Below are 12,572 nucleotides of genomic sequence, written 5' to 3' on the forward strand. Positions count from 1 at the left end.
CTGCTGCCTGCGGCCCGTTCTGCTCCGGCTACTTCTCGACCGGCTGCCCGAGCCGGAGGTTCCACCGCCCGAGCCGGCCGGTGAGGCTGGTCACCGTGTCCGGCCGTACGTCGAGGCGCCAGAACGCGGCGGCCGGCAGTTCCAGCGCGGACACCACGGCCGCCCGTACGACGGCCTGGTCGACGACGGCGCGATGCGTGCCCGCGGGCAGGGCGGCGAGGGCGGCGCCGACGCGGGCGATCAGCGCCATGACGGACTCCCCGCCGGGCGGCGCGTAGTCGGGGTCCGTCAGCCAGCTCCGGACGCCGGCCGGATCCTCGGCGGCGACCTCGTCCAGTGTCCGCCCGGCCCACTCCCCCGTGTCCGGGCCCTGCAGGCCCGCGTACTGCGGGCAGGGGTCGCCGTGGCCGAAGCGCGCCTGCCGTGCGGCGTCCTCGAATGGACGTCTCACGAACTGAACTCGTACTACGTCGCTCTTCATAAGGGGAGCGTAAACGCGGTACGGTCTCGGACGACAACCTAAAAAAGACGACGGTATGACGGAAGTACCGGTGAAAATCCGGCACGGTCGCGCCACTGTGAATCCTCCCGGAGGGGGAGGAGAAGTCAGACCCGCCATGTCGTCGCGAGCACCACTGACCGGGACGCGTGTTCCCTCTGGAGGTTCTGCCATGGCTCACTCCGCCGTGCCCACGACGGCCCCTGCCGTCACCCCGATCTCGCTCTCCGCGCTCGCCCCCTGGGCCCTGTTCGTCGGCGTCCTGATGCTGGTCCTGCTCTACCTCGTCGGTGCCGAGCAGGGCGCCACCGCGCTCTTCGAGGGCGACACCGTCCACGAGTGGATGCACGACGGTCGCCACCTCCTCGGCTTCCCCTGCCACTGATCTCCGCCCCAGCAAGGGAAGAACCGAACCATGAACTCCATCTCCCCCCGCGTCCTGCTGGTCCGGGGCATGCTGGCCGGGCTGCTCGCCGGCGTGGCCGCGTTCCTCGTGGCGTACGTCCTCGGTGAGGCCAAGGTCGACGCGGCGATCGCCATCGAGGAGGCGGGCCACGCCGCCCACGAGCACGGCGAGGAGGCGGCCCCGGTCAGCCGGGCCCTCCAGGCCACGGCAGGCCTCGGCACCGGCACGCTCCTGTACGGGATCGCGCTCGGCGGCATCGCCGCGCTCGTGTTCTGCTACGCCCTGGGCCGGATCGGCCGCTTCGGCCCGCGGGCCACGGCCCTGCTGGTCTCGGGCGGTCTGTTCGTCGCCTTCAACCTGGTGCCGTTCCTCAAGTACCCGTCCAACCCGCCGGCCGTCGGGGACCCCGACACCGTCGTCCGGAGGACCACCCTCTACATCCTGATGATCGCGTTGAGCGCGCTGCTGTCCGCGGGCGCGCTCATCCTGGGCCGGCGCCTGGCGCCCAAGCTCGGGAACTGGAACGCGTCGATCGTCGCCTCGGTCGGCTTCGTCGCGGTGGTCGCCATCGCGTACGCGGCCCTGCCCGGCATCAACGAGGTCCCGGCGGACTTCCCGGCCGCCCTCATCTGGCAGTTCCGCCTCGCGACCGTGGCCATCCAGGTCGCGATGTGGACGACTTTCGGCCTGGCCTTCGGTTTTCTTGCCGAACGGGCCCTTGCCCCGGCCGCCGCACCCCAGGAGGCTGTACAGCCCGCGAGCTGACGATGAGGGGGCCGGTAGTACATGCGGACGGCGATCTGGGAATGGCGCGGCTGGACGGGCGCCGTCCCGTTCTGGCTCAACTCCGTTCTGCTGCTCCTGGCCCCTTTCACCGCCGCCACGCTACTGGCCCAGGTCGGCATCATCACGGCCCTGGCCGCCCTCGGCGGCCTGGCCCGCCACCTCTGGTTCGGCGACCACGGCCACCCGGCCATCCACCTCGCCGCCGCCCTCATGGGGGCGGCGGCGATCGCTTTCGTCCTCGTCTGACCTCCCTGCCCCGGGGGGCCGCCGGCCCGTCCGCGACGGGCATCGGCCCGCCGTCCACCCGGGCGCAGTGCGTGGTGCACTCGTTCGGCCGTATCTTGCGCAATCCTCGGGACAGGGCCGGTACACCCGTCACCAGCTGGGAAGACGTCCGGGGCGGGGTGCCGACACGCCTGTGACGCGACGTCAGTCTTCGGCGTTGTAACCGGTACTGACGGGCAGGGAGGGGTTCCACTGCTCTCAGGAGACCCGGCCGCCGGAGCCGGGGGGATCGGACCAGGAGGAAATTCCATGCCCCGCGCCAAGTGGGTGGTCGGCGTGCTGACAGTGGCTCTGCTGGGCACCGGCATAGGGATGTTGCGGAGCACCGAGGGCGCGCGGCCCACCGCGGCCACTGCCGCCGACGCGCTGCCCTCGCGGGCCCTGGGCCTGTCCGGTCACCGCCGGCTCGTCGAGCAGCTGGAGCACTCCGGGCAGCACTCCGCCGGCAAGGGCCCCCGACCCGCGCGAGCCGCCGCCATCACCCCGCTACGGGCCGCACTGCCACTGCGGCTGCACATCCCGAGTCTGGGGGTCGACGTGCCGCTGGGCGGGGACGGGGACGAGGCCTCCTGGGACCAGGACACCCCGGCCCCGGGCTCGGCCGGCATCGCCGTGGTCACGGCCGCCCACCTGCACCTCGCCGAGCTGCGACGCGGGCTGACGGTCGAGATCGCGCGTGCGGACGGCCGTACCGCCGTCTTCACCGTCGACCGGGTCTCGCCCGGCGGGATCAGCGGACGCGGGCAGCGGCCCGGGCGGGCCCAACTGCGGCTGGTCAGCGGTGAGACCACGGTCCTGGCGCGGCTGACCGGCCGGCACCGCACCGGCTGACCCCGCCGGCGCCGCCCCCGACCGCCCCCGACCGCCCCGTGCACCGGCAGCCGCCTGGGCTTCTGTCAGCCGAGGGGGGTGTCTTCGTCCCCCGGTCGGGGGCTTCTGCGGTCCGGTCGGGGAGTTGCCCGGCGTGTCGGGGCAGACCCCTCGCATGAGCGGGACACGGCATGCACGCACGGCACTGGCCAGGGCCCTTTCGGCGGCCTGTGTCGTGCTGCTGTGCCTGTTCGCGTCCGGTCCCGCCGTCACGACGGCCGCAGCGGCGGCCGCTGCCGTCGAGCGCACCGGGTCCGGCGCGCCGAGCGAGCCGGGCGCCCCCGTCGAGGGGGAGTCCGATCCGGCCACGGATCCCGAAGTGCGCCCCGCCGTCCGCCTGGTCGTGCGCGGGCTGCCGGGTGTACGGCAGCTGCCGCGGCCGGTGTTTCACGTGAAACAGGCCGGTCGGGCGATGCACGCCGACTCGTTCGGGTCGGCGGGGCCGATGGCGTCCGCGTGGACGGTGCGGAGTGTGGTCCTGCGCTGCTGAGCGGGCCGAGCAGCAGCGCGTACCCCCACACACACCCCGAACACCGTGAGGTTCCGGCATGCCCATCGACCCGTACGCCGCCCTGAACGCCATGCTCCGCGCCGAGGTCACCCGCTACACCCCGCCGGCCCCGAAGCAGCCGAGCCGTGGGACCGATGGCGAGGACACCCCCGCCCCCGCCGCCTCCGTGGCCGCGGTGGCCACTTCTGCCACCGGCTCCGATTCCTCGCCCGAGGACTGACCCCCGGGATACGGGCAGGCGCCGGTTCCCGTGCGGGACCGGCGCCTGCCCCGGTTTTCCGGTCAGGGCTCGCGCGTGTAGTAGCGGTAGAACGCCGCCAGCCCGATGCCGACGCCGGTGATGAAGCCGACCCAGCACGAGCGGAGGATCGAGTGGTCGGCCAGGCTGTACAGGTAGCCCACGGCGATACCGGCGAAGGCGCCGTACGCCGTAGCGTGCAACTCCCGCATCAGCCGGGGGCCGACACGGGCGAGCGTGAACATGATGGCGGCGAACACGGCGCCGCACAGGATCCCGTAGAAGACGTTGCCCGCGTCGACCCCGTCCGTGTCGCGCCTCATGAAGGCCGCCCAGACTCCGTAGACCAGTCCGAGGAGCAGGGCCCGCGTCAACTGGCCCTTGATCGCGTCGTCCGTGCCGGTCGCCTGCCAGTGCCGCCTCATCGGGGCGGTGGGTGCCGCATGTGCCATGACAGGGCTCCTCTCTCCCATCATCCAGGGCACACCCGCCACCCCCGACCGGCAAGTGGATCAGCGGATCGGTGGATCGGTGGATCAGCGGCCGCGTACCGCCACGGCGTCGATCTCGAAGAGCATCCCGGGCAGGGCGAGGGAGGCGACGCCGATCAGGGTCTGGGCGGGCAGCTCGGTGCCCCACGTGGCGTGCAGGTGCTTGAGCAGGATCTCCAGCTTCTGCTGGTCGTGCCCGACGATGTACGTGCCGAGCCGGACGACGTCGGCGGGCCCGAGGCCGACGGCCGCCAGGGCGGCCCGCAGATTGACGAAGGCCTGCTCGACCTGATCGCCGAAGTCCTCGGAGACGACGTGGCCGCTCTCGTCGGAGCCGTACTGGCCGGCTATGAAGACCTGCTCGCCGGGGGCCGAGACGATGTGGCTGTAGCCGAAGCCGGTGGGGTCGTGGAGTCCTGCCGGGTTGGTGATGCTGCGCGTCATTCCAAACTCCAGAGTCAGTTGTCCTGGTCGGTCGGTCGTGAGGTGGGCCGCTCGCCGCCCGGCGACCGGCCCCCGGAGCCGGCCCCTGCGCCGGGCCCGGCCGCGAGCCAGGCACGCAGCCGGGACGCGGCATGCGGCGCCTGCAGTTCGGCGCGGCGCCGGATCCCGTCGAGGTCTTCGGCAGCGAGGGCCTGGCGCCAGGCCAGTTCCGCCCGGTTCATGGCGTGCGCGATCGCGCACGCGGGGCCGTCGTCCGCGACCGGGGCGCCGCCCGGCCCTTGCTGCCGGATCTCCGTGCACCGGAAGGCCTCCTCGGTGCCTTCGACGGCGGCGACCACGTCCATGAGCGTGATCTCGGCGAGCGGGCGGGCCAGCCGGAAGCCGCCCCGGGGCCCGGGCGTGGAGATCACGATGCCCGCCCGGGCCAGCGCCTGGAGCTGCTTGTTGAGGTAGGCCGCCGGAAGGTCGTGCCAGGCCGCCAGCCGCGCCGCCGGGACGGCGCGCCCGGGACCGGCCCAGGCCAGGTTGACGCAGCTGTGCAGCGCCCATTCGACGCCTTCGCTCATCCTCATAATCTGGACACTAGACATCCAGAATCTGTTGCGCAAGGGTGCCACGCGCCGCGCCACACCACCGGCCCCCGTCCCAGCGCCCGCCACCCGCCCGCCACCCGCCCGCCACCCGCCCGCAGCAGCACCGCTCGCGCCCCGTACCGTCCCGGCTTTCCCTGGTGACGTGCGCACCTTCCTCTCGGCGGTACTCGTCGTCCTCGTGACCCTCCTCGTGCCCGCCGGCGCCGTCGCGTACTGGGCCGACCGCGAACTGGGCAACGCCGACCGGTACACCGCCGCCATGTCCCCGCTGGCCGAGAACGCTGCCGTCCAGGGCGTCGTCGTCACCCAGGCGAGCCGCGCCCTCGCCGGGCAGATCGACGCCGGCCCCTTCCAGGGCGGGGTCGACGCCCTGCTCGGCGAGGCCCTGCGCTCCTTCGCGGGCACCCCTGCCTACCGCACCGCCTGGGACGCGGCCAACCGCGCCGCGCACGCCGCCTTCCTCCAGGCCCTCACCACCGGCGACGGCGACGCCGTCACCATCGACCTCGCGCCGGTCATCGAGCAGATCAAAGGGGAACTGGTCGCCGACGGGGTGCCGTTCGCCGACCGCATCCCCGTGACCCACGTATCGGTGAAGGTCATGGAATACGACAATCTCGGCGCGCTCAGGAAGGGCTTCCGCATGCTGCAGATCGCCGGCATCTGGCTTCCCGTGCTGACCGTGGTGCTGGCCGCGGCGGCGATCGGCGTCGCCGTCCACCGGCGCCGCGCCGTGATCGCCACCGGTCTGGGGGTCGCCGTCGGCGCCGTCCTGCTGTGGATCGCGGTGGCCGTCTGCCGCCGGCTCACGCTGGACGACCTGCCGGCCGACATCGACCGGACGGCCGCCGCAGCGGTGTACGACGCGCTCACCGCGTTCCTGCGCACCACCGCCTGGGTGATTCTGGCGATCGGGCTCGGCGCCGCTCTCGCCGCCTGGTTGACGGGCCGAGTGCGCCGCACCCCATAAGCTCGGAAGGTACCAACGCACGCAGACCGCCCCAGAAGAACGCAAGAAGAACGCAAGACCACGGAACAGCGCAGAAGAACCGATTCACGAGCGGCCGCACGGAAGCTGAATGAGCACCGAACGCACCGAACAGATACCGTCCGGGCGACCCCGGCACCGTCCGTTGGCTCCGCCCGCCTGGCTGCTCCAGGGACTGCGGCCGAGCACCGCCCCGATCCCCTGGGCCGCGGCCGCGCGCGCGGGCGTCGCAATGGCCGCCCCGCTCGCCGTCGGCTTCGCCCTGAACGAGCCCGCGTACGGGGCCCTCGTCTCGATGGGCGCCCTGTCCGGGGTCATCGGCGACACCGCCGACGCCTACCGGATGCGGATCCTGAACATCGCCGTCCCGCAGCTCTTCGGCGCGGTCGGAGTCGCCCTGGGCACCCTGGTCTTCGGCCACGGCTGGCTCGCCGTCGGCGCCCTCACCCTGATCGCCCTCGTCTCCGGGATGATCTCCTCGATCGGCACGGTCGCCTCCGTCTCCGGACTGCTGCTGCTCCTCAACGCCGTGATCGGCGCCGGCCTGCCGCTCCCCCGGCCCTGGTGGACGGCCCCGCTGCTGCTCGGCGCGGGCGGGCTGTTCGTCCTCCTCCTGACCCTGCTGGGCTGGCCGCTGCGCGGGCGGCAACCGGAGCGCGTTGCCGTGGCGGCCACCTACCGGGCCGTCGCCGACGCCCTGGAAGCCGCGGGCGGACCGGACTACGACGAGCGCCGACGGCAGGTCACGCATGCCCTGAACCAGGCCTACGACCTCGTGCTGGGCCGCCGCGCCCGGGTGCACGGCCGCAGCCCTTCCCTCGTACGGATGCTGGCCCAGCTGAACGTGGTGATCCCGCTGGTCGAGGCCGCGCCCGCCATGCACCTGCGCGGCAGAGCCCTGCCGCCCGAGATCCCGGCGGCCGTACGGGACCTTGCAGAGGCCGTGGAACGAGGCCGCACCGGGAAGCCCGTACTGGAGCTGCCCGCGCCGCACACCCCCGCCGAAAGGGCCCTCGACGCGGCCCTGCGGCATGCGGCGGCCATCGTGCGCCTGCCCGACCCGGATCTGCACAACATCGACGACCGGCTCGGCCGGCCCGCCGCGCTGACGGTCCGGGCCCGGCGGGCCGTGCGCGACATGGTGCTGTCCGGCGCCTCCTGGCGGTACGGGCTGCGCCTCGCCCTGTGCATCGGGCTGGCCCAGTCACTGGTCTCCCTGGTGCCGGTCGAGCGGTCCTACTGGGTCGCGCTGACCGTCACCTTCGTCCTCAAGCCCGACTTCGGCTCGGTGTTCTCCCGGGCCCTGCTGCGCGCCCTGGGAACGGCGGCCGGGCTGGTCGTGGCCGCCGCCGTGCTCGCCGAGGTGCCGCGCGGCTGGTGGGACGTGCCGGTGATGGTGGTGCTCGCCGCACTGATCCCCGTGTTCTCCGTCAAGGGGTACGCCTTCCAGACCGCCGCGATCACCCCGGTGATCCTGCTGCTCTCGGACCTCCTCAACCACCAGGGCTTCGACCTGATCCGGCCCCGGCTGCTGGACAGCCTGATCGGCTGCGCCATCACCCTCGTCTTCGGCTATCTGCTGTGGCCCGAGAGCTGGCACACCCGGATCGGCGACCGGCTCGCCGACACCGTGGACGATGCGGCCCGGTACGTGGAGCGGGCCTTCGGCGGCCATCCGGAGACGGAGGCCGGGCGGCAGGCCGCCCGGACCGCCCGGCTCCAGGCCCGGCGGCGGATCTACCGGGACATGTCGGGCGTACGGAACGAGTTCCAGCGGGCTCTGACCGAGCCGCCGCCGACGGGGGCACGGGCAGCCGCCTGGTGGCCGCTGGTGGTCGCCGTCGAGCGGATCGTGGACGCGACCACCGCCGCCCGGGTCCGGGTCAACCACGGCGCCCAAGCCCCCCGCGACGAGGAGGTGGCGAGCGTCATCACCGACCTGCGCGCCCTCGCCGAGGGGGTGCGCAGCGCCCGGACCCCCGCCCAGCTGCGGCCCGCCGCCCCACGGCCCGGGGACGAGACCTCAGTCCTGGCCCCGGTGCGCCAGGAGGTCGCGGCGGCCCGCGCGATCGCCTCCGCGGACCACTGACCCCGGGCCGCCCACCGGGCGGCGGACCGCATCCGTCGCCCGAACGGCCCCGGGGCCGGGCCCGCACGGCCGGGACGGGAGAGCATCGGTGCATGAGGCGCCTCTCCCCGCGCGGCCGCGCAGCGGCCCCGTTCCTCGCCGCCGTCCTCGCGGCGACGGCCGGGTGCGCCGATGTGGAGGGGCTGCGCGACGACGGCGACCTGGGCACGGTGCACGCCCCGGAGACCCTGTGGGAGAACATCCACCCGGACCCGCCCGGCCCCGGCCAGCAGCCCGGCAAGGCAGCCGTCGTCCCCGGACTGCCCAAGGTCGCGAACCCCGGCATGCGGGGCGTGAACGCGGTGGAGGTCCTACGGGCCGACATCACCGCCGCCACCGCCGAGGACGACGGGACCGGGCGACTCGTCGACCCCCGGGCGGTGCAGCGGCTCGCGCTGTGTACACAGGCTGTGGACGGAGGTCCGCACTGCCCGGTGCGGCCCGCGGTCCTGCGCGACGTGACGGGCGACGGCCGGGAAGAGCTGATCACCGCCCTGGACGTCGACGGCCGGGTCAGCGAACTGCGCGTCTACACCGTCCGCGACGACGGGTCGATCGCCCGGATCCTGTCCCGGCGCGGGGTGCTCGAGGGCGTGGAGGTGGCCGCCGAGCACCTGGCGGTCCGCGAGCCGACCTCGAACGCGGACAAGGTCTCCGTCTCCGACTACGTGTGGGACCCGAAGGCCGGGATCATGAACCTCTCCCAGCTCACCCTCGACGAATGCGCCGGCACGAAGGACAGCGCCATCCCGTGCTCGACGAGCAGGGTCTGAGGGGCCGGGCGCGATGCGGGTCATGAGCAGCCTGCGCTGGAAGATCGCCCTGTCCATCGCGGCGGTGTGCTGCGCGGTCGCGGCGGCGCTCGGGATCCTCGTGCACAACGTGGTGGCCCGGCAGATCGTCGGGGAGGTGCGCAAGGACGCGGACCGGGAGCTGGACCACGCCCTCGCCCACTACCAGTACGGCACCGCGCACGGCGACGTGAACCTCTCCCTCGACCCGCCCGGGCTGCCGGGGCCGCTGCGGAAGCTGGTGGCCCGCGGCCTGACCGGCAGCATGGTCGGCGAGCACGACGGCGCACCCGTCATGTGGGCCGCCGCACCCGCCGACGGCATGGCCCTCACCGTCTGGATCCCGTACGAGAGCACCCGCCACCGGCTGCGGGACATCGACACCGCGATCCTCGCCTCCTCGGCGCTGGCAGCCGGAGTGGTCGCGCTGGCCGGCGTGTTCCTCGCCCACCGGATCAGTCGGCGGCTGACGACCACGGCCGCCGTGGCCCGCCGGATCAGCGCCGGCGACCTGGACGCCCGCGTGGGGTTTCCCGCCGAGGAGGACGGTCCGCGCGGCGCGTACGACGGCAGCGGCCGGCGTCTGCCGCGCCACCGGGACGAGGTGGGGGACGTGGCGCAGGCGCTCGACTCGATGGCCGCGTCCCTCCAGAAGCGGATCGAGGCGGAGAAGCGCTTCACCGCGGACGTCGCGCACGAGCTGCGCACTCCGCTCACCGGCTCGCTGGCCGCGGCCGCCCTGCTGCCGGAGGGCCGCCCCAAGGAGATGATCAACGACAGGCTCAAGGCCCTGCACCTGCTCACCGAGGACCTGCTGGAGATCTCCCGGCTGGAGTCGGGCGTCGAGCAGGCGGATCTGGCCCGGGTGGAACTCGGCCAGGCGGTACAGCGGGCCGTCGCGGCGACCCGTCTGGAGGCCTCCGTACGGGTGATCCGGGACGCGGTGGTGCTCACCGACCGGCGACGGCTGGACCGGATCCTGGCCAATCTGCTGGTCAACGCCGACAAGCACGGGCAACCGCCGGTCGAGGTGACCGTCGAGGGCCCGGTGGTGGTCGTGCGCGACCACGGGCCCGGCTACCCGCCCGAGCTGATCGAGGAGGGCCCGCAGCGGTTCCGCACCGGGGACCCCGGCCGCGGCCGGGGCCACGGGCTGGGCCTGACGATCGCGGCCGGCCAGGCGGCGGTGCTGGAGATCGACCTGAGCTTTGCCAACGCACCCGACGGTGGGGCGGTGACCACGCTCAGGCTCCCCGTCGGACGCCTCACGAACGCCTGACGAACGAACATTCAGGGCGAAACGCCCCCGGGCGGGCGGTGTTTCTCCCCCAGCTACCGCTGGGAGGTGCCCCCAGTGAAACACCGCCCGCCCAGGGGTGGATTCAACCGGTCAACCGGTCAACCGACCGTGCCTACCGGCCGGTCAGACGCCGATGTTCTTGCCGTCCTTGCGCCAGACGGACACGACCGCCGGACGGACGATCTTGCCGGGGCCGTCGGGCCACACCGACTGGGGCTTCTCGACGGACGCGCCGTCGATCTCGCCCGGGTGCTGGACGGCCACCAGGACGCGCTTGTCCTGGACCAGCGGGCCGCAGGTCTCGGCGCCGCGGGGGACGGTCAGGAACTGCTTCAGCTCACCGCGGCGGTCACCGGCGGTGGCGACACCGAACAGACCGTCGTGGGAGCCGAGCTGGTTGCCGTCCGTGGAGATCCACAGGTTGCCGTGCGGGTCGAAGGTCACGTTGTCCGGGCAGGAGATCGGGCTGACCTTGTCCTTCGGGAACCCCGCGAAGAAGGTGGACGGGTCCTTCGGGTCACCGGCGACCAGGAACAGGCGCCAGGCGAAGCCGTCACCGGCCGGGTCGTCGAAGTTCTCGGCGAGCTCCAGGATCTGGCCGTGCTTGTTCAGGTTGCGCGGGTTGGCCTCGTCAGCACCGGCCTTGCCGGCCTTGCCGCGGTCGCTGTTGTTGGTGAGGACCACGTACACGCGGCCGGTGCGCGGCGAGGGCTCGATGTCCTCGGGGCGGTCCATCTTGGTCGCGCCCACCTTGTCGCCGGCCTCGCGCGTGAAGACGGCCACCTCTTCGGCGGTCATGCCCTCGACGTGCGAGACGTTGCCGGAGGGGGAGGAGGTGAGGAGCTTGATCCACACGCCGGAGCCGTCGAACTGGCCGTCGGAGGGGAGCTTGCCGGAGCCGTCGATCTCCGCGGCCGGGGAGTCGCCGGTCAGCTTGGCGACGTACAGGGTGCCCTCGTCGAGCAGCGTGAGGTTGTGCTCCTTCGCCGCGCGCGAGTTGCCCTTCTTCATCTGCTTCGACGAGACGAACTTGTAGAAGTAGTCGAACTTCTCGTCGTCGCCCATGTAGACGACCGGACGGCCGTCCTCGGTCAGGCGGGGCTGGGCGCCCTCGTGCTTGAAGCGGCCCAGCGCGGTGCGCTTGCGCGGGGTGGAGTTCGGGTCGTACGGGTCGAGCTCGACGACCCAGCCGAAGCGGTGCGGCTCGTTGGGCTCCTGGAGCACGTCGAAGCGCTTGTCGAAGCGCTCCCACTTGCGCTCGGTGGCGCCGGCGGTGACGCCGTAGCGCTTCAGGCGGGCGGCCTGGACGGGCTCGGTGACCTGGCCGGCGTTGGCGAAGTACTGGTTGAAGTTCTCCTCGCCGTGCAGCGTGGTGCCCCACGGGGTGGTGCCGCCGGAGCAGTTGTTGAGCGTGCCGAGGACCTTGGTGCCGGTCGCGTCGGCGGAGGTCTTCACCAGGGCGCTGCCCGCGGCCGGGCCGGTGAGCTTGAACTCGCTGGTCGCGGTGAGGCGGCGGTTGAGCTGGTGGCGGTTGACCGCGGTCAGCTTGCCGCTGCGGTGGTCCTCCTGGACGACGACGACGCCGAGGCCGTGCGCGGCCCAGGCGATCTCGACCTGCTCGCGGGTCGGGTTCGCCGGGTCGTAGCCCTTGAACATGAGGATCTCGTCGGTGTACTCGTGGTTGGCCACGAGGAGCTGCTGGCGCTCGTACTCGCCGCCGAGCGGGAGCAGCGAGAGGAAGTCGTTGTTGTAGCCGAACTGGCCGGCCTGGGCGGCGGCGGTCTGCTTGTCGGCGTTGAACCCCGGAGCGCCCTTGACGATCGGCTCGCCCCAGCGGATGACCACGTTCTGCTCGTAGCCCTCGGGGACGGTGACCCGGTCGTCGGTGTTCGGCGCGACGGCCTTGAAGCGCAGACCGCGGGCACCCGCGGCATCGGCGGCGCCCGCGGCGCCCGAGGCGCCCTGGGCGTCGGCGGCGGGGGCGGCGGTGGCCGAGGAGCCGTTGCCGCTGAGCGTGATGGCGGTACCGGCAGCGGTGGCGACCGTGACGACGGCGGCGGAGCGCAGCATCGAGCGGCGGGAGTAGGCGCGGGCGATGACGTCGCCGACGTACTCGTTGTCGCTCTTGTTCGGCACCTCGTGGAAGCAGGCGTCACCACAGCGGTAGCGACAGGTGAGAGCGGAACGGCCGCCCCCATGCGGGTTGCCTATGAGCGGCAGAAGCTTGCGCACGAATGTCCTC

At 73.0% G+C, this 12,572-nt stretch carries 14 protein-coding genes and 1 pseudogene; 10 read left to right on the forward strand and 5 right to left on the reverse strand.

The window, feature by feature from the left end:
* Window positions 1-28: 28 nt before the first annotated feature.
* A complete protein-coding gene (locus tag ACZ5WG_RS09175; protein ID WP_468721799.1) occupies window positions 29-451 on the reverse strand; it encodes a histidine phosphatase family protein in 423 nt (140 codons plus the stop codon).
* Between the two features lie 220 nt (window positions 452-671).
* Here ACZ5WG_RS09175 and ACZ5WG_RS09180 point away from each other — a divergent pair, with 220 nt between their 5' ends.
* The 6 genes from ACZ5WG_RS09180 to ACZ5WG_RS09205 all read left to right on the forward strand — a co-directional run bounded on the left by ACZ5WG_RS09180 (window position 672) and on the right by ACZ5WG_RS09205 (window position 3,577).
* On the forward strand, window positions 672-884 hold the full coding sequence (locus tag ACZ5WG_RS09180; RefSeq protein ID WP_365951090.1) for a CbtB domain-containing protein: 213 nt from the start codon (window positions 672-674) through the stop codon (window positions 882-884).
* Between the two features lie 30 nt (window positions 885-914).
* Window positions 915-1,670 (forward strand): CbtA family protein, encoded by a 756-nt coding sequence (locus tag ACZ5WG_RS09185; protein WP_365951089.1) that lies wholly within the window; start codon window positions 915-917, stop codon window positions 1,668-1,670.
* Between the two features lie 21 nt (window positions 1,671-1,691).
* On the forward strand, window positions 1,692-1,937 hold the full coding sequence (locus ACZ5WG_RS09190; RefSeq protein ID WP_468721800.1) for a hypothetical protein: 246 nt from the start codon (window positions 1,692-1,694) through the stop codon (window positions 1,935-1,937).
* 288 nt (window positions 1,938-2,225) lie between these two features.
* On the forward strand, window positions 2,226-2,807 hold the full coding sequence (locus ACZ5WG_RS09195) for a class F sortase (RefSeq protein ID WP_468721801.1): 582 nt from the start codon (window positions 2,226-2,228) through the stop codon (window positions 2,805-2,807).
* Window positions 2,808-2,961: 154 nt separating this feature from the next.
* The gene (locus ACZ5WG_RS09200; RefSeq protein WP_468721803.1) at window positions 2,962-3,336 is read left to right on the forward strand and encodes a hypothetical protein; all 375 of its coding nucleotides are present in this window, start codon (window positions 2,962-2,964) and stop codon (window positions 3,334-3,336) included.
* Window positions 3,337-3,394: 58 nt separating this feature from the next.
* A complete protein-coding gene (locus ACZ5WG_RS09205; protein WP_468721804.1) occupies window positions 3,395-3,577 on the forward strand; it encodes a hypothetical protein in 183 nt (60 codons plus the stop codon).
* Window positions 3,578-3,639: 62 nt separating this feature from the next.
* On the opposite strand, the gene ACZ5WG_RS09210 is transcribed toward ACZ5WG_RS09205, so the two are convergent.
* From ACZ5WG_RS09210 to ACZ5WG_RS09220, 3 genes and pseudogenes are all read right to left on the reverse strand, one after another.
* Window positions 3,640-4,047, reverse strand: a complete 408-nt coding sequence (locus ACZ5WG_RS09210) for a hypothetical protein (protein ID WP_468721806.1) — start codon at window positions 4,045-4,047, stop codon at window positions 3,640-3,642.
* Window positions 4,048-4,131: 84 nt separating this feature from the next.
* On the reverse strand, window positions 4,132-4,530 hold the full coding sequence (locus ACZ5WG_RS09215; protein WP_468721807.1) for a RidA family protein: 399 nt from the start codon (window positions 4,528-4,530) through the stop codon (window positions 4,132-4,134).
* A gap of 101 nt (window positions 4,531-4,631) precedes the next feature.
* Window positions 4,632-5,096 (reverse strand): annotated as a pseudogene (locus ACZ5WG_RS09220) (RrF2 family transcriptional regulator); the annotation flags it as partial.
* Between the two features lie 169 nt (window positions 5,097-5,265).
* Between ACZ5WG_RS09220 and ACZ5WG_RS09225 the strand changes: the two are divergent.
* From ACZ5WG_RS09225 to ACZ5WG_RS09240, 4 genes are all read left to right on the forward strand, one after another.
* Window positions 5,266-6,093 (forward strand): hypothetical protein, encoded by an 828-nt coding sequence (locus tag ACZ5WG_RS09225; protein WP_468721809.1) that lies wholly within the window; start codon window positions 5,266-5,268, stop codon window positions 6,091-6,093.
* 109 nt (window positions 6,094-6,202) lie between these two features.
* Window positions 6,203-8,200 carry an FUSC family protein gene (locus tag ACZ5WG_RS09230; RefSeq protein WP_468721810.1) on the forward strand — a complete coding sequence of 666 codons (1,998 nt, stop codon included), beginning with the start codon at window positions 6,203-6,205 and terminating at the stop codon, window positions 8,198-8,200.
* Window positions 8,201-8,292: 92 nt separating this feature from the next.
* Complete coding sequence (locus ACZ5WG_RS09235) at window positions 8,293-9,012, forward strand: hypothetical protein (RefSeq protein ID WP_468721811.1); 720 nt, start codon at window positions 8,293-8,295, stop codon at window positions 9,010-9,012.
* A 13-nt stretch (window positions 9,013-9,025) separates the two neighbouring features.
* Window positions 9,026-10,309 carry a sensor histidine kinase gene (locus tag ACZ5WG_RS09240; RefSeq protein WP_468721812.1) on the forward strand — a complete coding sequence of 428 codons (1,284 nt, stop codon included), beginning with the start codon at window positions 9,026-9,028 and terminating at the stop codon, window positions 10,307-10,309.
* A gap of 144 nt (window positions 10,310-10,453) precedes the next feature.
* On the opposite strand, the gene ACZ5WG_RS09245 is transcribed toward ACZ5WG_RS09240, so the two are convergent.
* Window positions 10,454-12,562 carry a PhoX family protein gene (locus tag ACZ5WG_RS09245; RefSeq protein WP_468721813.1) on the reverse strand — a complete coding sequence of 703 codons (2,109 nt, stop codon included), beginning with the start codon at window positions 12,560-12,562 and terminating at the stop codon, window positions 10,454-10,456.
* Window positions 12,563-12,572: the final 10 nt, after the last annotated feature.

The organism is Streptomyces sp. NPDC032745 (assembly GCF_055579465.1).

Bases quoted from the DNA above. Each gene is read 5' to 3' on its own strand.
- ACZ5WG_RS09180 (WP_365951090.1), top strand. From the start codon at position 672: ATGGCTCACTCCGCCGTGCCCACGACGGCCCCTGCCGTCACCCCGATC.
- ACZ5WG_RS09185 (WP_365951089.1), top strand. From the start codon at position 915: ATGAACTCCATCTCCCCCCGCGTCCTGCTGGTCCGGGGCATGCTGGCC.
- ACZ5WG_RS09190 (WP_468721800.1), top strand. From the start codon at position 1,692: ATGCGGACGGCGATCTGGGAATGGCGCGGCTGGACGGGCGCCGTCCCG.
- ACZ5WG_RS09195 (WP_468721801.1), top strand. From the start codon at position 2,226: ATGCCCCGCGCCAAGTGGGTGGTCGGCGTGCTGACAGTGGCTCTGCTG.
- ACZ5WG_RS09200 (WP_468721803.1), top strand. From the start codon at position 2,962: ATGAGCGGGACACGGCATGCACGCACGGCACTGGCCAGGGCCCTTTCG.
- ACZ5WG_RS09205 (WP_468721804.1), top strand. From the start codon at position 3,395: ATGCCCATCGACCCGTACGCCGCCCTGAACGCCATGCTCCGCGCCGAG.
- ACZ5WG_RS09210 (WP_468721806.1), bottom strand. From the start codon at position 4,047: ATGGCACATGCGGCACCCACCGCCCCGATGAGGCGGCACTGGCAGGCG.
- ACZ5WG_RS09215 (WP_468721807.1), bottom strand. From the start codon at position 4,530: ATGACGCGCAGCATCACCAACCCGGCAGGACTCCACGACCCCACCGGC.
- ACZ5WG_RS09230 (WP_468721810.1), top strand. From the start codon at position 6,203: ATGAGCACCGAACGCACCGAACAGATACCGTCCGGGCGACCCCGGCAC.
- ACZ5WG_RS09235 (WP_468721811.1), top strand. From the start codon at position 8,293: ATGAGGCGCCTCTCCCCGCGCGGCCGCGCAGCGGCCCCGTTCCTCGCC.
- ACZ5WG_RS09240 (WP_468721812.1), top strand. From the start codon at position 9,026: ATGCGGGTCATGAGCAGCCTGCGCTGGAAGATCGCCCTGTCCATCGCG.